This window comes from Desertivirga xinjiangensis (assembly GCF_024436435.1).
GTDB classification, from domain to species: domain Bacteria; phylum Bacteroidota; class Bacteroidia; order Sphingobacteriales; family Sphingobacteriaceae; genus Desertivirga; species Desertivirga xinjiangensis.
Genome location: NZ_JAFMZP010000001.1, coordinates 922,887 through 943,137 on the forward strand (window position 1 = coordinate 922,887; position 20,251 = coordinate 943,137).

16 protein-coding genes are annotated in these 20,251 nt (G+C 43.0%); 14 read left to right on the top strand and 2 right to left on the bottom strand.

The annotated features are described in order from the left end of the window. Nucleotides 1-153: 153 nt before the first annotated feature. The 7 genes from J3P37_RS03825 to J3P37_RS03855 all read left to right on the top strand — a co-directional run bounded on the left by J3P37_RS03825 (nt 154) and on the right by J3P37_RS03855 (nt 8,837). Complete coding sequence (locus tag J3P37_RS03825; RefSeq protein WP_256009679.1) at nt 154-1,434, top strand: L-lactate MFS transporter; 1,281 nt, start codon at nt 154-156, stop codon at nt 1,432-1,434. A 179-nt stretch (nt 1,435-1,613) separates the two neighbouring features. After that, nucleotides 1,614-3,848 carry a formate C-acetyltransferase gene (gene pflB / locus J3P37_RS03830; protein ID WP_256009680.1) on the top strand — a complete coding sequence of 745 codons (2,235 nt, stop codon included), beginning with the start codon at nt 1,614-1,616 and terminating at the stop codon, nt 3,846-3,848. 84 nt (nt 3,849-3,932) lie between these two features. Continuing rightward, nucleotides 3,933-4,307, top strand: a complete 375-nt coding sequence (locus tag J3P37_RS03835; RefSeq protein ID WP_256009681.1) for a 4Fe-4S cluster-binding domain-containing protein — start codon at nt 3,933-3,935, stop codon at nt 4,305-4,307. Between the two features lie 23 nt (nt 4,308-4,330). Continuing rightward, on the top strand, nt 4,331-4,714 hold the full coding sequence (locus tag J3P37_RS03840) for a pyruvate formate-lyase-activating protein (protein ID WP_369414046.1): 384 nt from the start codon (nt 4,331-4,333) through the stop codon (nt 4,712-4,714). 152 nt (nt 4,715-4,866) lie between these two features. Continuing rightward, the gene (adhE, locus tag J3P37_RS03845) at nt 4,867-7,494 is read left to right on the top strand and encodes a bifunctional acetaldehyde-CoA/alcohol dehydrogenase (protein WP_256009682.1); all 2,628 of its coding nucleotides are present in this window, start codon (nt 4,867-4,869) and stop codon (nt 7,492-7,494) included. Between the two features lie 79 nt (nt 7,495-7,573). Further along, entirely contained in the window at nt 7,574-8,344 is a 771-nt protein-coding gene (locus tag J3P37_RS03850; RefSeq protein ID WP_256009683.1) for a threonine/serine exporter family protein, read from the top strand. A 1-nt stretch (nt 8,345) separates the two neighbouring features. Then, nucleotides 8,346-8,837 (top strand): threonine/serine exporter family protein, encoded by a 492-nt coding sequence (locus J3P37_RS03855; RefSeq protein WP_256009684.1) that lies wholly within the window; start codon nt 8,346-8,348, stop codon nt 8,835-8,837. 123 nt (nt 8,838-8,960) lie between these two features. On the opposite strand, the gene J3P37_RS03860 is transcribed toward J3P37_RS03855, so the two are convergent. Both J3P37_RS03860 and J3P37_RS03865 read right to left on the bottom strand, forming a co-directional pair. After that, the gene (locus J3P37_RS03860; RefSeq protein WP_256009685.1) at nt 8,961-10,913 is read right to left on the bottom strand and encodes a DUF4914 family protein; all 1,953 of its coding nucleotides are present in this window, start codon (nt 10,911-10,913) and stop codon (nt 8,961-8,963) included. Nucleotides 10,914-11,011: 98 nt separating this feature from the next. Further along, nucleotides 11,012-12,070 (bottom strand): response regulator, encoded by a 1,059-nt coding sequence (locus tag J3P37_RS03865; protein WP_256009686.1) that lies wholly within the window; start codon nt 12,068-12,070, stop codon nt 11,012-11,014. Nucleotides 12,071-12,308: 238 nt separating this feature from the next. Here J3P37_RS03865 and J3P37_RS03870 point away from each other — a divergent pair, with 238 nt between their 5' ends. The 7 genes from J3P37_RS03870 to J3P37_RS03900 all read left to right on the top strand — a co-directional run bounded on the left by J3P37_RS03870 (nt 12,309) and on the right by J3P37_RS03900 (nt 20,242). After that, on the top strand, nt 12,309-13,190 hold the full coding sequence (locus J3P37_RS03870) for a universal stress protein (RefSeq protein WP_256009687.1): 882 nt from the start codon (nt 12,309-12,311) through the stop codon (nt 13,188-13,190). Between the two features lie 103 nt (nt 13,191-13,293). After that, nucleotides 13,294-14,247, top strand: coding sequence for an iron-sulfur cluster repair di-iron protein (gene ric / locus J3P37_RS03875; protein ID WP_256009688.1), 954 nt, complete (start codon nt 13,294-13,296; stop codon nt 14,245-14,247). Between the two features lie 24 nt (nt 14,248-14,271). Continuing rightward, complete coding sequence (locus J3P37_RS03880) at nt 14,272-15,117, top strand: DUF2249 domain-containing protein (RefSeq protein WP_256009689.1); 846 nt, start codon at nt 14,272-14,274, stop codon at nt 15,115-15,117. Beyond that, nucleotides 15,114-16,409, top strand: coding sequence for a hypothetical protein (locus tag J3P37_RS03885; RefSeq protein ID WP_256009690.1), 1,296 nt, complete (start codon nt 15,114-15,116; stop codon nt 16,407-16,409). Before J3P37_RS03880 ends, J3P37_RS03885 begins: the two co-directional genes overlap by 4 nt. After that, the gene (locus J3P37_RS03890; RefSeq protein WP_256009691.1) at nt 16,396-16,728 is read left to right on the top strand and encodes a metal-sulfur cluster assembly factor; all 333 of its coding nucleotides are present in this window, start codon (nt 16,396-16,398) and stop codon (nt 16,726-16,728) included. The genes J3P37_RS03885 and J3P37_RS03890 overlap by 14 nt, the downstream gene beginning before the upstream one ends. Further along, nucleotides 16,728-17,987 (top strand): hypothetical protein, encoded by a 1,260-nt coding sequence (locus J3P37_RS03895; protein ID WP_256009692.1) that lies wholly within the window; start codon nt 16,728-16,730, stop codon nt 17,985-17,987. The genes J3P37_RS03890 and J3P37_RS03895 overlap by 1 nt, the downstream gene beginning before the upstream one ends. Beyond that, nucleotides 17,984-20,242, top strand: a complete 2,259-nt coding sequence (locus J3P37_RS03900; RefSeq protein ID WP_256009693.1) for a nitric-oxide reductase large subunit — start codon at nt 17,984-17,986, stop codon at nt 20,240-20,242. The genes J3P37_RS03895 and J3P37_RS03900 overlap by 4 nt, the downstream gene beginning before the upstream one ends. Nucleotides 20,243-20,251 lie beyond the last annotated feature (9 nt).

A 20,251-nucleotide genomic window follows, 5' to 3' on the forward strand; every position in this document is an offset into this window, starting at 1 on the left:
AATATTCACAAACCTTTTTATCACAGGCTGCCTTAGGGCAGCCTTTTTTTTGAAAAATTTTTACAAAGAGAACTTTAATCAATTATTAACATGACCAAGATCATTCCTTGTTTATCAAAGGCTCTGTTACTTTGATATCAATTAAAATAAGGTATGACAAGAGTGAAGAACAGGTGGTTAATTGCCGCTTCTGCAGTTGGTATACATATAAGTATCGGATCTGTTTACGCATGGAGTGTTTACACAAAACCTTTAATAGAGAAGCTGGGATGGGGATTAAAGGAAACACAATTTACATTTAGTTTAGCAATTTTTTTTCTGGGTATTTCTGCAGCCTTTCTTGGACGTTTCCTGGAGAAACAGAGTCCACGGAAATCGGGGTTGCTGGCTGCCATTTTTTTCGGTGCAGGTATAGCAGGTTCAGGTCTGGCCATCAAAATGGCCTCACTGCCACTTTTGTACCTGTCTTATGGCGTTTTAGGAGGTATAGGATTGGGTATCGGATACATTACACCGGTATCCTCCCTTGTTAAATGGTTCCCCGACAAGCGGGGACTGGCATCCGGTCTTGCGATTATGGGATTCGGCTTTGCCGCGCTTATCAGCGGCCCCCTGGTGGTTAAGCTGATTCCAGCTGTTGGTATAGATAATACATTTTTTATAATGGGAGCAGCGTATTTTGTGGTTATCTTTCTTTCTTCCCGTTACCTTGCTGCACCCCCTGAAGGCTGGTCGCCCGGTGGGGGGCAGACTAAGGTTTTGTCAAAGAGTGGAACGGATAATGCAGCAGGCTGGCTGACGGCAAATGAAGCTATCAAAACCAGACGCTTCTGGTATCTGTGGGCTATGTTCTTTATTAACATAAGCTGTGGGATAACGATCATTTCAGTGGCTTCACCTATGGCGCAGGATTTTGCTGGACTGAGTGCGGTTGCTGCAGCCGCCATGGTGGGTTTCATGGGAATATTTAATGGTGGAGGCCGTATAGGCTGGGCGACATTCTCTGACTTTATCGGCAGACCAAACACTTTTACCCTGTTTTTTATAATACAGATCATCGCCTATTTCTTCCTTCCGGGTATCCATCATCCTGTACTTTTTCAATGTGTTATATTTTTGATCATTTCCTGTTATGGGGCTGGCTTTTCAACGGTTCCCCCATATATCGGCGACATGTTCGGTACTAAAGAGCTCGGAACAATACTCGGATATATTTTAACCGCCTGGGCTGCTGCCGGGATGGCCGGACCCTTGCTGGCGGCCTGGATTCGTACAGCAACTAGTAGTTACAATGGAGTCCTGTATGGCTTTGCAGGGTTATTGTTACTAGGGCTTTTGATATCATTCCTGATCAGGTTAGAGATAAAACGTGCTGAGCTAAATTTGGGCGATAAGGAAAACGAAGATCTGAACGTTTCGGCTTTTGTCGATTAAATAAATGAATAAACGATTTCGGTTAGTTTGGTTAGTAAAAGTTCCCGGGCATCCCCAAAAGTCCGGGGCTTTTCATTAAAGAACTCCTGTTTAGATCAAAGATCATCCCGGATCGTGATGCAGATCATTCTTATCAGGCCATTACCCCTGTATTTTTGAAAATATAAAAACACAATAGTATGGAAACAGATGTCACATGTATCCCTTTTCAATCCGGTGAATGGAATACAGCTATCAATGTTTATGATTTCGTAGTAAAAAATATTAGGCCTTATACCGGCGATGCTACCTTTCTTCGTGGGCCTTCTGAAAGAACAAACAGGTTATGGGAGGTAAGCAAACTCTCTTTATTGCAGGAAAGACAGAATAATGGAATTCTGGCAATTGATACTGAAACAATTTCAAATATTACGGCCTTTGGACCAGGATATATTAAAAAAGAGGATGAGGTAATTGTTGGTCTTCAAACCGATCAGCTGCTTAAACGCGCAATGAAGCCCTTTGGTGGTGTCAAACTGGTTGAATCAGCTGTAAAGGAACGAGGATTAAATGTTTCGGAACGTGTGCTAGACATATTCACTTATGCAAAAAATCATAATGAGGGGGTATTTAGTGCCTACGACGCTGAGATCCGTGCATTTCGTTCTAAACACGTTTTAACCGGTTTGCCTGACAACTATGCCCGTGGCCGTATAATAGGTGATTTCCGGAGGTTGGCACTGTATGGTGTAAATCAGATCGTCAAATTCAAAAAAGCTGATCTGGCTAAGGTTGAAGGTGAAATGACTGAGCATAAAGTACGTCTGCGCGAAGAAATTAACGCCCAGATCAGTGCTTTAAACGATATGCTAAAAATGGCTTCCTCTTATGGGTTTGACATTAGTCGTCCGGCAGGAAATGCCGCAGAAGCCGTGCAATGGGTGTATTTCGCGTACCTTGCAGCGGTTAAGGAACAGGACGGTGCCGCCATGTCTTTGGGTAATGTTTCATCTTTCCTCGACATCTACATAGAGCGTGATATAGAATCAGGATTGTTAGATGAAGAAGGTGCTCAGGAACTAATAGACCAGTTTGTTATGAAATTACGGCTGGTTCGACACCTACGCCCTGCTTCTTATGACGAGATCTTTGGAGGCGATCCTACATGGGTAACTGAATCTATAGGCGGTACTTTCCATGACGGACGCACTAAAGTGACACGGACATCATTCCGCTTTTTGCAAACTTTATACAATCTGGGTGCTTCTCCAGAGCCTAATCTAACAGTTCTCTGGTCGGAAAACCTTCCTGAAGGCTTTAAAAAATTCTGTGCTCAGGTGTCTATTGATACTTCTTCAATTCAATATGAGAATGATGATCTGATGCGCGGAAGCCGCGGTTCAGACGATTATGGTATCGCGTGTTGTGTTTCATATCAGGAAATAGGAAAGTCTATACAACACTTTGGCGCCAGGGCAAACCTTCCTAAAGCCTTATTGATTGCATTGAACGCGGGCAGGGAAGAACATGATGGGGTTGAAGTGATCAAAAATATCCCGGTAATTCCTGATGGTGTTCTTGACTATGATGTTGTGTGGGATGTATTCAAACGCACCTTGTCTGAGCTTGCACGGGTATATGCAAAAGCAATGTATATCATCCATTATATGCACGACAGGTATTATTATGAAAGAGCTCAGATGGCCTTCGTGGATACAGACCCTCACATTGACATCGCATATGGCGCAGCAGGGATCTCCATAATTGCCGACTCTCTTGCAGCGATCAAATATGCTAAAGTAACTCCTGTTCGTAATGAAAATGGATTAACAGTAGACTTTAAAATAGAAGGTGAATATCCACAGTATGGTAATGACGACGATCGCGTGGACAATATAGCTAAGCAAGTAACCTCTTTCTTTATAACTGAGCTCAGGAAACATGCGACCTATAAAGATTCAACTCCAACGCTGTCTTTGCTTACAATTACTTCTAATGTGATGTATGGCACAAACACCGGTGCTACTCCAGATGGAAGAAAAGCAGGCGCGCCATTTGCGCCAGGAGCAAATCCGATGCACGGCCGCGATTGCAGCGGAGCTATAGCCTCTTTAAATTCTGTTTGTAAACTGGATTATAATGATGCCCAGGACGGAATATCCAATACATTTTCAATGATTCCGAAATCACTTGGGGACAGTCGCGACGAGCAGGTAAATAATCTCACCCATACGCTGGAAGGTTATTTTAAACAAGGGGCTCACCATTTAAACGTTAACGTCTTAAACAGAGAAACGCTGATGGATGCTTATGAACACCCTGAAAATTATCCGCAACTAACAATCAGAGTCTCTGGTTATGCGGTGAATTTCGTAAGGCTTTCAAGAGCTCACCAGCTGGAAGTAATTACCCGCACATTCCATGAAACTTTGTAGGTAATGTTGTTTTTTAGTTCGATAGAGTCAGGTCCTTAAACCGGCCTGACTCTTTTGTTATATTGACCATAACATAATATAAAGATGTATTTTCCCCTACAGGACATTGAAGCCGCCCGGCTGAATGTTAATGATCCGGAACACCTAAGAATACATTCTCTCGAAACTTTTGGTACCCATGATGGCCCCGGAATACGAATGGTCGTTTTTGTACAGGGGTGCCAGTTTCGTTGTCTCTATTGCCAGAATCCCGATTCGATAGATGTGAAGGGTGGAACTCTTGTTGAAATAGAGGAATTAGTAAAAAGAGCTGTTCGCCAGAAGAATTACTTTGGCGCCGAGGGAGGTGTAACTGTATCCGGGGGTGAGCCGCTGCTTCAGCGGAGTAAGCTTACCCACTTTTTAAAGAACTACATAAGCAGGGGATTAACACCTGCCTTGATTCAAATGGCCGTTTAAATACGCCCGAGGTTCACGAACTTTTGGAACACACAGACCTGTTACTTCTGGATGTTAAACATATTGATGATAAGTGGCACAGGGAATTAACAGGGCAGTCAAATAAGAATACGCTTGCTCTTGCTGAGTACCGGGAATCTACGGGCAAAAGAATGTGGTTGAGGTATGTTCTGGTACCAGGATGGTCTGACCAGCTTGAATTTATTGAGCAGTGGGCACAGCGTTTTGCTGAATATAAAACTGTCGATCGGGTAGAGATAATTCCCTTTCATCAATTAGGTATGCATAAGTGGCAATTGATGAATCTGGAATATCCGCTAAAGGATACGAATTCCCCGTCTGAAGAAAGCAAACAGGTTACCAAAGCTATCTTTGAGAAGTACTTCAACAATGTTATTCTGAAATAAGCTTTATTGGTGATTACTATCATCTCAGGCTTTGATGTGTATCATACGCTTAGTGTATACTTTACACGAACTTTATAGAAGTAATAGTCAGTCACTCTATGATTGCTTATACCCCAAATAAGTTCAGGCAGAGATGTCATTAATTCACAATTATGAAAGCAAATAATTCAGACAAACTACTTCAGCAAATCGAAAAAATCAGAGAGGCGCAAAGACAATTTTCTACATTTTCCCAGGAACAGGTTGATGAGATATTCCGGCAGGCAGCTATTGCGGCCAATAATGCCAGGATTCAATTGGCAAAAATGGCTGTAGAGGAGACGGGTATGGGTTTGGTGGAAGATAAAGTGATCAAGAACCATTTCGCATCGGAATACATTTATAACCAGTATAAGAACGAGAAGACTTGTGGCGTTATAGAAAACGACGAAGCTTTTGGGATCGTTAAGATCGCGGAACCTATTGGTGTGATAGCAGCGGTGGTACCCACTACAAATCCAACTTCTACGGCGATCTTCAAAGCCCTTATTGCTTTAAAGACACGTAATGGTATTATTTTTTCACCTCACCCAAGAGCTAAAGGTTCAACCATTGCCGCGGCAAAAATTGTGCTGGACGCTGCCGTAAAAGCCGGTGCACCGGAAGGAATCATTGGCTGGATCTCAGATCCTTCCGTCGAACTATCACAGATTGTTATGGCTCAGGCTGACTTGATCCTTGCTACCGGAGGTCCCGGCATGGTCAAGGCCGCTTATTCGTCCGGAAAACCTGCGATAGGTGTAGGAGCCGGGAACACTCCTGCCATCATTGATGAAACAGCGCATTTAAAAATGGCCGTAAATTCAGTTTTACTTTCGAAGACTTTCGACAATGGGATGATCTGTGCATCTGAACAGAGCGTAATTGTTGTTGAGAAAGTTTATGAGGAAGTTAAAAGAGAGTTTGAGGAGCGAGGTGCGTACCTGCTAAAGAAAGATGAAGTGAGTAAAGTTGGAGCTGTTCTATTGATTAATGGAATATTGAATGCAAACATCGTTGGACAATCTGCAGCTAAAATCGCCGCACTTGCGGGTATAACTGTGCCTGAAGAGACTAAGGTTCTTATAGGAGAGGTTGAATCGGTGGAACTTGAGGAGCCTTTTTCTCATGAAAAATTATCGCCGGTGTTAGCCATGTATAAGGCCAGAAACTTTGACGAAGCCCTGAATAAAGCAGTGAGGTTAGTGAAACTCGGAGGCTTTGGTCATACGTCGGTTTTATACACGGATGCTGTGGTCAGTCAGGGAAGAGTTGAAAAGTTTGGTGCTGCCATGAAGACAGGAAGAACTATCATCAATATGCCTTCTTCTCAGGGAGCGATTGGCGATATTTTTAATTTCAAACTATCACCATCATTGACTTTGGGTTGCGGTAGCTGGGGTGGTAACTCGGTATCAGAAAATGTTGGAGTTAAACATCTTTTAAATATAAAAAGCGTAGCAAAAAGAAGAGAAAATATGCTTTGGTTCAGGGTTCCGGAAAAAGTTTATTTCAAATACGGATGTCTTCCCGTCGCTTTGAGAGAATTAAAGGATCTGAACAGAAAAAGGGTATTTATAGTAACAGACAAGGTGTTGTATGAGCTAGGATTTATTGACCATGTTACAAAGGTGTTGGATGAGTTAGGCATTGAACATACTGTTTACTTTGATGTAGAACCAGATCCAACACTGGCTACTGCCAGAAAAGGGGCTGCTGAAATGGCTATCTTCAAGCCGGATACTATTATTGCTCTCGGTGGGGGATCTCCAATGGACGCGGCAAAAATTATGTGGGTCTTATATGAACATCCGCAAGAACGCTTTGAGGACCTTGCTATGCGCTTCATGGATATCCGAAAAAGGGTTTATTCCTTTCCGAAAATGGGAGGAAAAGCTCTTTTCGTAGCCATTCCTACTTCTGCTGGTACAGGTTCGGAGGTTACCCCTTTTGCGGTGATCACTGATGAGAATACGGATATTAAATACCCGTTGGCTGATTATGAGCTTACTCCGGACATTGCAATTGTCGATGCAGAATTGATGATGAACATGCCGAAGAGTCTAACCTCAGCATCAGGTATCGACGCCTTAACTCATGCCCTGGAAGCTTACGTGTCAGTCCTGGCTTCCGAGTTTAGCAACGGTTTAGCGTTGGAAGCAATGCGCCTGATCTTTAAATATCTTCCTGATGCTTATAACGAAGGGACAACTAATATAAAGGCCCGTGAGAAAATGGCTCATGCATCAACCATCGCCGGCATGGCCTTTGCCAATGCCTTCCTGGGAATATGTCATTCGCTCGCACATAAATTAGGGGCCACTCATCATGTTCCGCATGGAGTTGCAAATGGAATGCTGATCACTGAAGTGATTCGTTTCAATGCTGTCGAAAATCCTCGCAAACAAGCAGCCTTCCCTCAATACAAATACCCGAATGCAAGATGGAGATACGCCAGGATCGCCGATTATCTGAACCTGGGAGGTACAACGGATGCGGAAAAAGTTGACTTGTTAATTAAGGCTATTGAGGACCTGAAAGTGAAGGTCGGTATTCCGCGCTCTATCAAAGCTTTCGGTGTATCGGAAGCAAAATTCTATGCAAGTTTGGATGGTATGTCTGAACAGGCTTTTGATGATCAATGTACCGGAGCCAATCCGCGTTATCCTTTGATCAGTGAACTTAAACAGCTCTATATAAAAGCCTTCGAAGGAACTGAAAGTCCGGCAGCAACAAAAGCAAAAAAGATGGAAGCATCTTAATCTTAATACTTTATTGTTGATAACTGATATACCTTTCCTGAATAGGTATATCAGTCTAATAACTTAAAATAACAAAGCTTTGAAGGAAAAGGATAAAATAGATATAAACGCTCTTGGAGCAACTTTACTTGATGTCGGAGCCCTGTTAATGATCTCCGGCGCAAGTACCGGTAGAATACGGAATACCATTTCCCGGATTGCTGCCTCCTTTGGTTGTAATGCGGATATGCTGATCTCCCAGCGGACCCTAATGCTAAATGTTCACAATGGAAAAGATGACCGTTTTTTTAACAGCCTGAAACGAACTTCAGTTCACGGCATCAATTTTTCGGTCCTGTCAGGGATAAGCCGGATGAGCTGGTTAATTGCCGAAAAAAACTGGACAATCGCTGAGGTTAACCTGGAAGTGAAACGATTAGCGGGATTACCTCATTACCCCAGGGCCTGGGTTCTGATTTTGGTAGGCATAGCTGGTGCGGCTTTTTGCAGACTTGCTGGTGGCGGTCTGTTCGACATGTTTATGGTATTTCTAGGGTCGCTTTTGGGCCTGGCTGTGAGGCAGAAAGCTGCCAAAATGAGGTTTAATCCTTATATCTGCGTGTATTTCGCTGCATTGACTTCCGCTCTTATAGCGGGCATCCCTCTGAAATTTGGTATAGGTGATGCTCAGGAACACGCTTTCGCCACATCTGTTTTATTTTTAATACCAGGAGTTCCCTTGATAAACTCTTTTTCTGATATGATTGATGGAAACCTTCAGAACGGATTAATACGTGGATTAAATGGATTCATGATCTCGTTTACTATTGCTTTGGGCTTATTCACAGTTATGTTTATTTATCAGTTTTAACATGGAATGGGTTCTTTTTTTTGAAAGAGGCTTTTGGTTCGGTATGGCTGCCGTTGGCTTTGCAGTATTATTTAATGTGCCAGTAAGGACGCTGTTGGCAGTATTTATCATGGCCGCTGCAGGTGGTCTTACAAGGACGTTAATGCTTCAATATGAAGCCAACATTATAGTATCGACGCTGGTTGGTGCAATGTTGATCGGGGTTATGAGTATTTTGTTTGCGCATAAAAAACATGCGCCGCCTCCCGTCTTCGCAATTCCAGCCGTTATACCGATGGTGCCGGGTATTCTGGCTTACAAAATGACGCTAGGCTTGCTTAACCTGGCCGGTGATCTACATCAGGAAACCTACAGCCAAATTTTATCAGAGACCGTAAATAATGGATTAAAGGTGATGCTTATTTTGATGAGTCTGGCAGGTGGAGTGAAGGTTCCGATGCTCTTAACCAGGAAAGAATCTGCGAAGGAAATACGGTTTAAAAAGAGATTATAATATATAATATCTAACGAGTTAAGCACACGCGACACGCGTGTGCTTGATGATTCATCGATGAAAAAGAGTTTACGACTCGCCGGGCGTTAAGAACTCGCCTGGCAGGTCGGAAGCTCTTTTTTACTACTTAATAGCAGTTTCAGGAGAAGCAATACCCGCATGCGAAGAGTCCGGAACTGGTGTTTCGATTTTTACACTTTCCAGGGGCTGAATCAAATCAATATAATCCTGTAGCTTTCCGTCAGCGAGGCATAATTCTATGATCTTTCTTCCAAGAGGATGCAAGTCAGGTACGAGATACTTTGCCAGTTCCTGTTTAAAGAATTCTGTCAATATTGTTGCTCCTGCATCGTAGCCGTCGGTACCATTATCTTTTTGCTGATCTACCTGTAAAAAATGTTTAGGAATTACTTGTCCATCAATTTTTATGGTATCAGGTACAAATCCCAGGATCGGGCATCTTGCAGGTACCAGCGGTTCTTTCTTGAAATTAACATTCCCTCTTCTGGAAAGATACTCACGGGCAATCCACTGGCCGCTAAATCCTACTTCATACGCACCGATGTTCTGGTTCGGGATGAGAATATATCTGGTGAGCGGAGTGCTGATTATTTGTTCAAGTAAAAGATTGGCCTGGTCAACCCTTAAGCCGGTGGCAAAGGGCCAGTAAGAGCCAACACCTTCACTGATCATTCCTTTTCCTGTACTGATTACGCTTGGATTTGCGTGGCCTCTTGGTGCAACTAATCGCCAAAGCCAGGCCAGGGCAGGGGGAAGAATATGAAAGATGCCGATTATGCCATAAGTTGGATTCTCGCGGGTGCAGGGCGGCGTACGGATCCCAAAGCTTCGGATATCTATTTCAGCAGGTTCGTCAACAGTGTTTTGAACGTGTTTCCTGGGCAAAATAACCCTAGGGTTTGGACATGGTCTACCCGGAGCATCCATGGTATGTTCCCAGATCAGGCAGCTTGCCTGTGGCTTTCCGTCAATACTCAAAAATACAAGCGGTTCTTTCGGATGTATAGTCGCACGTTCAATAGCCGGATCGGTTCCATATTGAGTGATGTGGTTGATGCGGAGGAACCAGCCATATTCTGCATCTTTAATTACCAGCTTTTTGCCATTTTGAAGAAAAGGTAAGGCCAGCGCCATATCATCCGTGATTGGGTGCAGCTCTGATTCTTCCTTTATCTCAAGATAGTATTTCTCTTTACTCTTGATATTCGTTCCTAACAGAAGTCGCCCATCCAGCTCCCTGTGAAAAGCAGTAGTCATTTCACTTTTGCCTCCTCCGCTGGCTCCCTCATGCATAATTATAAAGTCGTTCTCGTAGGGAGTGATCACTTTAACTGCAGATGCATGAAGGGTGGTCCAGCCTTCTTCTTCCCCGATATCCAGCAATACGCTGTACACTCCTTTCTTTGCACTTGGGCCCGGATATAAATTGTAAGCGAACATTTCATGAATCTTTTTTAAGCGGTTATGAACCACCACCTGTTTGCCATTAAAATGAGTATGTCTGAAGGGAGGCGCGACATAGATCACCGCCCTTGGTTTAAAAGCCTGTGGGATTTTGCTTCTTGGAATAAATCCCTGAAGATCTGCAAGACAAGTAGCGAAAAAGCCGGCATTCGATGGAGCAACCAGTAAAGATGGGTATCCGGTATCATCTCCGCCTGACATAAAAGGGACGACAATAAGTTCTTCCTGCTTTGATAGCCAGAGAAAGGTCTCGTTACGAAGCTCGTTAAAGTCTTTGCCAAAGCGATCTGCAAACTTTGGTTTGTCGGTTGGCCGGTCATCTGCGATAACCATGCAGTCGGGGTCTCTTCTTCGAAGGTATGGATCAGTATAGTTAACAGAAATTCCGTTTTTGCAGCGGACTACTGTGGCTTCAACAATTTTTCCGAAGCCTGGAGTATCATAACCAACTTCATAAATATGATCTGTAGCCCTTCCAAAGGAAAGATCGATCAGGTCTTCGCGGCTCTCTGCTAATATTACTTCCTTTGTTTCAAGAATGAGTTCTAGCTCTTTAGGTAAAATGAATTTTCTAAAAAGGGATTTTTCCATGTGACTGATTTTTGTGCTGATGAGTGTATTTAATATATTCAGTGAGCTTACCTGTTTCAACACAGCACAGATGATTGAAACAGGTGGCCGGTTCTAAATCAGTGAGCCATGTTTCGTAGCCTGTCAACGTCCAAAATAATGATGTCTCCATCAGACAGGGCTATAAGCCGTTCACTTTTGAATTCTTTTAAGGTTCTGCTTAACGATTCCTGAGCGGCTCCTACAACATTAGCAAGGTCTTCACGCGATATTTCGACCGCCGGCATCCCATTATTCTGGTCCCTAAACTTGTCGACAACCTCCAGGATGCCGGTTGCAACTTTTTTTCTGAGATTACTGTAAGCAAACTGCATCAGTTTCAGATCTTTTAGCAGAAGACTGTGAGATAGCACGCCAATAAAACTACTTGCTATTTGCAGATTGTTTTGGATGATATGAAGAAAGTCTTTCTTTGGAAGTACCAATAACTTGGCCGCTTCAATAACCTGTGCGCTTTCCGTATAAGGACTATTTTCAAGAACACTTGCATGACCAATGAAATCACCTCTTCCATACATATTAGTGATCAGCTCCTTGCCCTGATTGTTGATCATATATTCTTTTATTTTCCCGCTAACTACAAAATAGACCGCTGATGCTTTCTGTCCATCAGAGTAAAGAATGTGTCGCTTTTTATAACTTTGCACCTGGATCTCTGCATTAGGCAGAAAATTAGAACCCCTTTGTTGCACCTCTCTGATGAAGGTTACCAGCATCTGCTGTGCATCTGTCAGTTTTCCTTTCGATCCATTATTTTTATTTAATCGCATCTCAACAGAGTTCAACAGGTCTGTTTCATCGAAGGGCTTAACCAGGTAATCGTCCGCGCCCATGCTCATTCCTCTCCGTATATCCGCTATGGCGTTTCTTCCGGTCATGAAAATAAAGGGAATACCCCCTGTTTCGGGATGACGACTCAAAATATGAAAGACACTGAAACCATCCAGATTGGGCATCGAAACATCGCATAAAATGATGTCTGGTTTTTCGCGGAGCGCCTTTTCAACACCTGATTTCCCGTCTTCGGCGAGTAAGGTTACATAATTAGACAATAGAAGTATTTCAGAAACATCTTCCCTAAAATCCTCATCGTCATCAATGATTAGTATTTTTCTCATTTTGGATTGTTACATGAAATGAATATTTAGATTGACTAAAGGTGCGTTACGCTGATGAACAGTCGAATGATTACTGTCACGTTTTTTTATAATTCTAATCAGTATTCAAACCTGAAAATTGATGGTTCCCAATAAAATGAGAAGATCTGGCAAAGGAGAACTCTAAATTTCGGAAAGATGATTCAGATCATTTTATTTCTCTCAAAATAGCCTCATCTTAAATACAAATTTATTTGTTATGAGAACGATACTCGTCCTTACAGACTTTTCTACCCGTGCGCAATATGCGGCCGAATATGCCATACGATTAGCGATCCCGCTTAAAGCGAACATTCTGCTTTGTCATGCATTGGAAGTCTCAGATCAGTACCCGGTCGCGGATTCTCAGGTGCTTAGAAATCAGACACTAAAACGTCTTCAGGAAATAGGCAGGCATTTTCAGGCATTTCCAGGGGAGGATCAGCCCGGCATGTTCCATCCCTCGATATCTTATATAACTGATGTTAATGGATTGACAGACCTGGCAGAAAAAGTGATCGTCAATTATTCTGTGGATATCACTGTGATCGGTGCGCATAGATCTACCGGCTTATCCAGGTTCTTTTTTGGCAGCCATACAAATGACATACTCGACTCCATTAACTGCCCGGTGTTGCTCATACCCGAAAACACCACCTTCAAGCCAGTCAGACATATTGCTTACGCCACCGATCTGAGCTTTAACAATACTAAAGTAATCTCTTTTCTCCTTAAACTGGCTAAGCCCTTTGCATCGAAGATCTCTGTAAATCATATTTCACTTTTGGATCTGCCGCCAACAGCACATGAAAAGGAAACTGAAGACTTAATCCTTTCTCAAATTAGAACTTCTGGTGTTGAAATGGACTATGAAAGCCTCAGGGAAGATACGGTAGAGGATGGTTTACTACATTTAAGTGGCTCTGGAAATGTCGACATTCTTAGTCTGGTACATAAACGCTATGATTTTATTGATCGGATTTTCCATTCCAGCATAAGTAAACATCTTGCTCACTCCACTATAATACCTCTGCTCGTAATGCCTCACTCATACAGTCAGAACAAAAATGACCTCCACGTTGGTTCCAATCTAAGTGTGTGATGTAAAACTGGAAATGATGTGATTTAGATCATTTTTTTTGGAAACATAAATGCACTCCTTTGTAATAGAAGATAAAAATATCTTTTATTAAATCCAACGACAAATGGAAGCAATACTAACTCTTGATGTAACTAAGATTGAGCCAAGGTTCAAACATCCCAGAATTTTTGAAGAATTTGATGCACTGAAGCCAGACAAGGCCTTTATCATTCACAACGACCACGACCCGAAACCGCTTTATTACCAATTATTGGGCGAACGGGGTAATGTATTTACCTGGGAATACCTGGAAAACGGACCCGCCACGTGGGAAGTGAAGATTGGGAAACTAGATACCTCACAGCCGCAGGAAACCATAGGTGAAATAGTAGCGAAAGATTATCGTAAGGCGCAGGTATTTAAAAACCGTGGTATCGACTTTTGCTGCGGAGGGAAAAAAACGCTGGAGCAGGTTTGCGAAAGCAAAGGAATTGATCTGGAAAGCGTAAAAACTGAACTCGCAGAAATAGCGAATATAGAACCAGGATCCGGACTTGCCTTCGATAAGTGGGAATTGGACTTTTTAAGCGATTACATCGTAAATACCCATCATAATTATGTGAGGGAAAGTATCCCGTTCCTAAGCGAATTAGCCAATAAGGTGGCAAGAGTGCATGGCGACAGGCACGGAGAACTTGTAGAAGTTGCGCGTATTTTCAACCGGGTTGCCTCTGATTTAAGTCTACACCTGATGAAAGAAGAGAATATTCTATTTCCTTTCATCAAGCAACTGACACAGGCCGCTAAGAACGGAACTGCCATTGTCAGGGCACCATTCGGGACAGTGAATAATCCAACCCAAATGATGGAAGTGGAACATGAACATGCAGGCGAAGATCTTGCTGCTATCCGTGAACTAACAAATGATTACAGTTTACCGCCGGATGCATGTACCTCATATACCATACTGTTTAAAAAGTTGCAGGAGTTTGAAAATGATCTTTTCAACCACGTGCATTTAGAAAATAATATACTGTTTCCGAAAGCCATCCAGCTTGAGAAAGATTTAGGCATCTGATGATAAAGGTAAAGAATTACTAAGATGAATGTTGACGCAATTACCCCTCAAACAAAAGTTTCAAGTCTGATAAAGGCAAATCCGGAAGTTATTGAGGCACTGGCTGCGTTGAATCCTCATTTTAGTAAACTGCGTAACCCTGTACTCAGGAAACTTCTTGCAGGAAGGGTTACCATCTCAGATGCCTGCAGAATTGCAGGTTGCAATCTTGATGACTTTTTAGGTAAGATGAAAGAATTGCGTTTTAAGGTTACGACGGAAGAAGCATCGCATTTAGAAGACACGCAGCCTGTTCTGGATTTGACATTAACCCTAGAAACTGAAGAAATCCTGGTATCCCGCACTTTAGACGTAAGACCCATGCTGGCTGCAGGACAGGATCCTCTCCAAACAATTTTGAAATCTCTGGACTCCCATGAACGCGGACAAGCTCTGAAACTTATAAATAGTTTTGAGCCGCTTCCTTTAATTGCTCTCTTATCCCGGAAAGGTTTCAGCTGCCGGACGGAGCGTCCGGAGCCGGATATAGTGATAACCTGGATTTTCCGGACTGAAAACCGGCTTACTGAATCTGAAACGATTAACACCAGTGACGATGCCAATATAGGGGTGGCAAATAGGTTTGAGCAGATCCTCGCATCCTTTACACCAGGTCAGCTGGAAGAAATTGATGTCCGGCATCTGGAAATGCCCCAGCCAATGGTGACCATCCTTCAATGTTTGTCGGAATTACCTGCCGGTAATGGCTTATTTGTTTATCACAAAAAAGTTCCGGTATACCTCTTATCTGAGTTAAAGGAACGTGGATATGCTTTCTGCCTGCAGGAAACACCTGATGATAAAGTAAATCTATTGATATACCGGCAATGAAATCAGTTAACCGGCAACATCCTTTATTATTCAGGCTGGTGATCGCCCATTACCTGCTGGCTGCGGTATGTTTTGTTGCAATAGCGATAATGCTGCAATTCGTTTCCGAAGACCTTAACGGGCATTATTTTCAACCTAAACTATTGGCAATTACGCATACTGCTGCGCTCGGCTGGGGATCATTGATGATTTTTGGTGCCTGCTATCAATTATTGCCGGTTGTTTTAGAGACAGAATTGTACAGCTATAAGATAGCCTGGCTGAGCTTCGGGCTTTTTTGTACCGGACTGGTACTGTTCGTTTGTGCATTCTGGAATTTTGACCCTGGCTTATGTATGCAGGCAGGAAGTATACTTCTACTGGCTGGGATCCTGTTGTTTGCCTGGAACACCTTCATTACGTCAAGCAGAACAGAGAAGCACAGTATCTACCAGGATTTCATCACTACCGCCTGTATATGGTTGCTGGCAACAGCTATCCTGGGCACATTAATGGTGTTTAACTTTCGCTTCCCTTTTTTGCCAAAAGATCATTTGCTGTTCCTCAAACTGCATGCCCATATGGGGATTGGAGGTTGGTTCCTATTATTGATCATAGGAGTTAGCTCGAAACTGATACCCATGTTCCTGGTATCGACAAAGCAGAATACTGCCTGTCTCAGCTGGAGTTATTACCTGATAAATGCGGCCCTGGTTTCATTCCTGGTAGATACCTATTTGTATGGTGTGAACATGAAAACCTACATAGTTGCGGTTGCAGCAATTGCTGGGGTGATCTGCTGGTTGATCTTCATTGCACAATGTGTCAAGTCCAGAATGCGAAAGGCATTTGACATGCCCGTTATGCATACTTTTTTATCCTTTTTCCTGTTGACACTGAGCCTTGTTGCATTGCCATTCATTGTTTTTTATCAGATTAAGGGCGATGGCCTGTCTGTAAAGAGTACTAATATTTATGGCACATTAGTGTTTATGGGTTGGATAAGTGCAATCATTCTTGGGCAAACGTTCAAGACCCTACCGTTTATAGTGTGGATAAAACGATATCAGCATCTGGCGGGCAAGGAAACCACCCCGCTACCAGCCGATCTGTTTAGTAAAAGGTTACTGTCTGTGCAGTTTTATATTTTCCTGGTTTTCAACGCAGGCTTCTATGCTGGATTGTTCTTCCACTCTGATATCCTTCTTAAATTGTCATTACTATGGTTCCTGCTCACAGCTGTAATTTACCTCCTTAACGTCCTCATCGTCATCCTTCACAAGTCCAAAACGAAAGTATATGGAAATTTTTGATATTACCCAATCCGATAGCTTCTTCAAACTTAGGGTCGTTGAAAGCTTGCGTCTCGTTATCGATCCGGAACTTGAAATAAATATTATCGACCTTGGATTGGTTTACAATGTTGATGTTAATGAAGAAAGTAAGGTAATCACTATTTCGATGACTCTTTCGTCTCCAGCCTGTCCGATGGGAGGAACGATAGTCGGCTCAGTCGAAAACTGTCTTACTCATCACTATCCGGAGTATAAAACAAGTGTAGACCTGGTCTGGGAGCCGGTGTGGTCGTTCGATAGGATTTCGAAAGAAGGCAAACGCTTATTGGGAATGTGATGAAAAAGCTGAATTACGAGGCCTGGGCTTTTATTAATTTTACTGTCTTAGCTTTATTTGGTGTTTTACTGCGGTATATGATGAGCTTCCCCGCCGGAGGTTTAAATTATCTCAATATACTTCATGCACACTCACATTTTGCTTTTGCAGGATGGACTTTTCTGGGTTTGGCTGTGTTAATCGTCAGGCATTTATATGAGGATGAGCCAGCAGTTTTTAAATGGATCTTTCTGGCTACACTTGCCTGTGCATTTGGTATGCTGCTAAGTTTTTCTGTACAGGGATACAAAGCTGTTTCTATCCTCTTTTCTACCCTGTTCCTGGTTGTAAGTTGTTGGTTTGCTTGGCTTGTTTATCGAAAAAGCTCATCAAATATAAAGAACACCATTTCCGTTAAGCTGATCAAAGCAGGTGCCATATGTATCTTCATTTCTTCGCTGGGACCGTTAGCTCTGGCGGTGCTCAAAGCCAGCGGTCATCTGGGAGTCCTATATCAGAACGCTATCTACTTTTATCTACATTTTCAACTGAATGGCTGGATGCAGCTAGCTGCCCTCGCGTTGCTCGCGATAAGATATTTGAAAGATGATGCCGGTGGAAACAAGAGAACGGCTCTTTGGACGAATATTTTTATTTTTTCCTCTGTTCCATTATTCTTTATATTCACTTTATGGGTTAAGCCTCCTTTCTGGGTTTTATATACAGCATCCGCTGCTTCTGTCCTTAATGCATGGAGTTGGTTTATGATACTTGGAAGTGTATGGCACAAAACAAGGGGAATTCCACCATTGGTTAAAATGGCCCTGCTGGCGATTTCTGCCAAAGTGTTCTTTCAAATACTAATTTGTTATCCGCCCATCGGAGAATGGACTTTTCTCAATCGGAACCTGATCATTGGATATGTCCATTTGATCACTTTGGGTTGTGTAACGCCAGTGTTGATCAGCCAATTTGACGACACCCTTAACAGGGGAGGGGCTAAAACGCTTGACTGGCTTTACGCACTGAGTACGGTTTCTTACCTGGTACTACTATTTGGTCAGCCTTTGTTGAGTTTATTAGGGATCACCGTTCCGCATTTTCAAATTTATTTGCTTGCAATTTCAGTGTTATTCAGCCTCTTCGGTTTTGCCTACTCCTTCAGATTTTTTGAAGCGGGGATTGAAAAAAGGGAACATAAATACATATCAAATGACGACCATCCAGACTTGGTTAGCCTCAAAAACAGTTTTAACAAAACAATCAATCAATTTAAATGAAAGCAACAACTAGACTTTGGTTGGCCTTTGGCCTTGTGGTAGGTTTGTCCTTCGCTGTCCTTATATATTATGGATTTGAAATTTACCAGAAAGCTCCGCCGGTTCCCGAACAGGTAGTCACCACCGATGGACAGGTGCTCTTCTCTAGGCAGGATATCAAAGATGGCCAGAATGTCTGGCAAAGTATGGGTGGCCAGGAAGTAGGTTCTATCTGGGGACACGGCGCCTATGTAGCTCCCGACTGGACAGCCGACTGGTTACACCGGGAAGCACTTTACATTCTTAACTTATGGTCTCAGAAAGAATATTCCCTTCCGTATGAGAAGTTAAATGATGAATTGAAAGCCGGCTTGCAGACACGGCTGCAGAAGGAGTTAAGAGTAAACACGTATAACCCCAGAACCCGGGAACTAACTATTTCCCCTCTCAGGGCAATGGCGTTTGACCATTTGCGCAAGTATTATTCAGCATTATTCACGGACGACCCGGCATTTGATGGTTTAAGAGATAATTACGCTATTCAAAAAAATGCTATTAAGGATCCGGCGCGCTTAATGCAAATGAACACATTCTTTTTCTGGGCAAGCTGGGCTTGTGTGACACATCGTCCCGGAGAAACAGTGTCATACACCCATAATTGGCCACCCGACAAACTCATTGGCAATATTGCGACAGGGGACTTGATTATGTGGACCGGTTTCAGTGTGATCATGCTGCTTTTGGGAATTGGACTCCTCGCATTCTATAATGCCCGGACCAATGAAAAAGAACATGAGGAAAATGTACCAGAAACAGATCCTTTAATGAACAGCACTTCCACACCTTCTATGCGGGCTACGCTGAAATATTTCTGGATTGTATCGGCTCTGATGCTTATTCAGGTAATACTAGGGGTAGTAACAGCGCATTTTGGAGTAGAAGGCGGAGGTTTTTACGGTATACCGCTGGATGAAATAATGCCTTATTCGCTTAGCCGGACCTGGCATGTTCAGCTCGGAATATTTTGGATAGCAACCTCCTGGCTGGCAACCGGTTTATATATTGCCCCTGCGGTATCGGACTATGAGCCTAAATATCAAAAGCTTGGTGTTAATGCACTTTTTATTGCTTTAATAGTAGTGGTTGTTGGCTCAATGGTTGGACAATGGTATGGTGTGATGCAAAGGCTTGGCCTGGCTGAGAACTTCTGGCTGGGACACCAGGGATATGAGTATGTTGATCTCGGTCGGTTATGGCAGATATTCCTGTTGGTGGGTTTGTTCTTATGGCTATTTCTTATGGTGCGCGCCCTGCTACCGGCATTAAAGAAAAAAACAGGCAGCCGGCATTTACTTACTATGTTTGTCATAGCATCAGGAGCTATTGCACTATTTTACGCTGCAGGTTTAATGTGGGGAAGGCAAACCAACCTGGCCATAGCTGAATATTGGCGTTGGTGGGTTGTACACCTTTGGGTGGAAGGCTTCTTTGAAGTATTTGCAACGGTTGTAGCTGCTTTTCTGTTTGTAAGGATGAAACTGCTGAACGAAAAGTCGGCAACGTTGAACGTGTTGTTTGCTACTGTTATCTTCCTGTCGGGAGGAATTCTGGGAACTTTTCATCACCTGTATTTCTCAGGGACTCCCAAAGCCATTATGGCGTTGGGGGCCAGTTTTAGTGCCCTGGAGGTTGTACCATTGGTGTTAATAGGTTATGAAGCATACCATAACTATCGTTTGAGTGGTAAAAAAGGATGGGTGAGCGGGTATAAGTGGCCTATTTACTGTTTGATCGCCGTTGCCTTCTGGAATTTCTTAGGGGCAGGTATCTTCGGTTTTATTATTAACCCACCCATCGCTCTCTACTACATGCAAGGTTTAAATACCACACCTCTGCATGGGCATACTGCTTTATTCGGAGTTTATGGAGTATTGGGAATTGGTTTGATGCTCTTTGTACTTAAAGGCCTATACCGGCAAAACGTTTGGAAAGACGGGCTAATAGGCTTTGCGTTCTGGTCCATCAATATCGGGTTAATGCTTATGGCTTTATTAAGCCTGCTTCCAATGGGTATGCTACAGGCAATTGCCAGCGTTAATGAGGGAATGTGGTATGCACGCTCCGCAGAATTTATGCAGCAACCTGTTCTGGAAACCCTTCGGTGGTTAAGGGCAATCGGGGATACGATTTTTGCTATTGGCACAGTCGCGCTGGCCTTATTTGTCATCGGATTGAAGTTTGGATGGAGCTTTAAAAAAGGAAAATTTGACATTTAATCTTGAGTA

What these genes read in the sequence shown, in the direction of transcription:
- J3P37_RS03825 (WP_256009679.1), top strand. Translation starts at nt 154, where the DNA reads ATGACAAGAGTGAAGAACAGGTGGTTAATTGCCGCTTCTGCAGTTGGT.
- pflB (WP_256009680.1), top strand. Translation starts at nt 1,614, where the DNA reads ATGGAAACAGATGTCACATGTATCCCTTTTCAATCCGGTGAATGGAAT.
- J3P37_RS03835 (WP_256009681.1), top strand. Translation starts at nt 3,933, where the DNA reads ATGTATTTTCCCCTACAGGACATTGAAGCCGCCCGGCTGAATGTTAAT.
- adhE (WP_256009682.1), top strand. Translation starts at nt 4,867, where the DNA reads ATGAAAGCAAATAATTCAGACAAACTACTTCAGCAAATCGAAAAAATC.
- J3P37_RS03855 (WP_256009684.1), top strand. Translation starts at nt 8,346, where the DNA reads ATGGAATGGGTTCTTTTTTTTGAAAGAGGCTTTTGGTTCGGTATGGCT.
- J3P37_RS03860 (WP_256009685.1), bottom strand. Translation starts at nt 10,913, where the DNA reads ATGGAAAAATCCCTTTTTAGAAAATTCATTTTACCTAAAGAGCTAGAA.
- J3P37_RS03865 (WP_256009686.1), bottom strand. Translation starts at nt 12,070, where the DNA reads ATGAGAAAAATACTAATCATTGATGACGATGAGGATTTTAGGGAAGAT.
- J3P37_RS03870 (WP_256009687.1), top strand. Translation starts at nt 12,309, where the DNA reads ATGAGAACGATACTCGTCCTTACAGACTTTTCTACCCGTGCGCAATAT.
- ric (WP_256009688.1), top strand. Translation starts at nt 13,294, where the DNA reads ATGGAAGCAATACTAACTCTTGATGTAACTAAGATTGAGCCAAGGTTC.
- J3P37_RS03880 (WP_256009689.1), top strand. Translation starts at nt 14,272, where the DNA reads ATGAATGTTGACGCAATTACCCCTCAAACAAAAGTTTCAAGTCTGATA.
- J3P37_RS03885 (WP_256009690.1), top strand. Translation starts at nt 15,114, where the DNA reads ATGAAATCAGTTAACCGGCAACATCCTTTATTATTCAGGCTGGTGATC.
- J3P37_RS03890 (WP_256009691.1), top strand. Translation starts at nt 16,396, where the DNA reads ATGGAAATTTTTGATATTACCCAATCCGATAGCTTCTTCAAACTTAGG.
- J3P37_RS03895 (WP_256009692.1), top strand. Translation starts at nt 16,728, where the DNA reads ATGAAAAAGCTGAATTACGAGGCCTGGGCTTTTATTAATTTTACTGTC.
- J3P37_RS03900 (WP_256009693.1), top strand. Translation starts at nt 17,984, where the DNA reads ATGAAAGCAACAACTAGACTTTGGTTGGCCTTTGGCCTTGTGGTAGGT.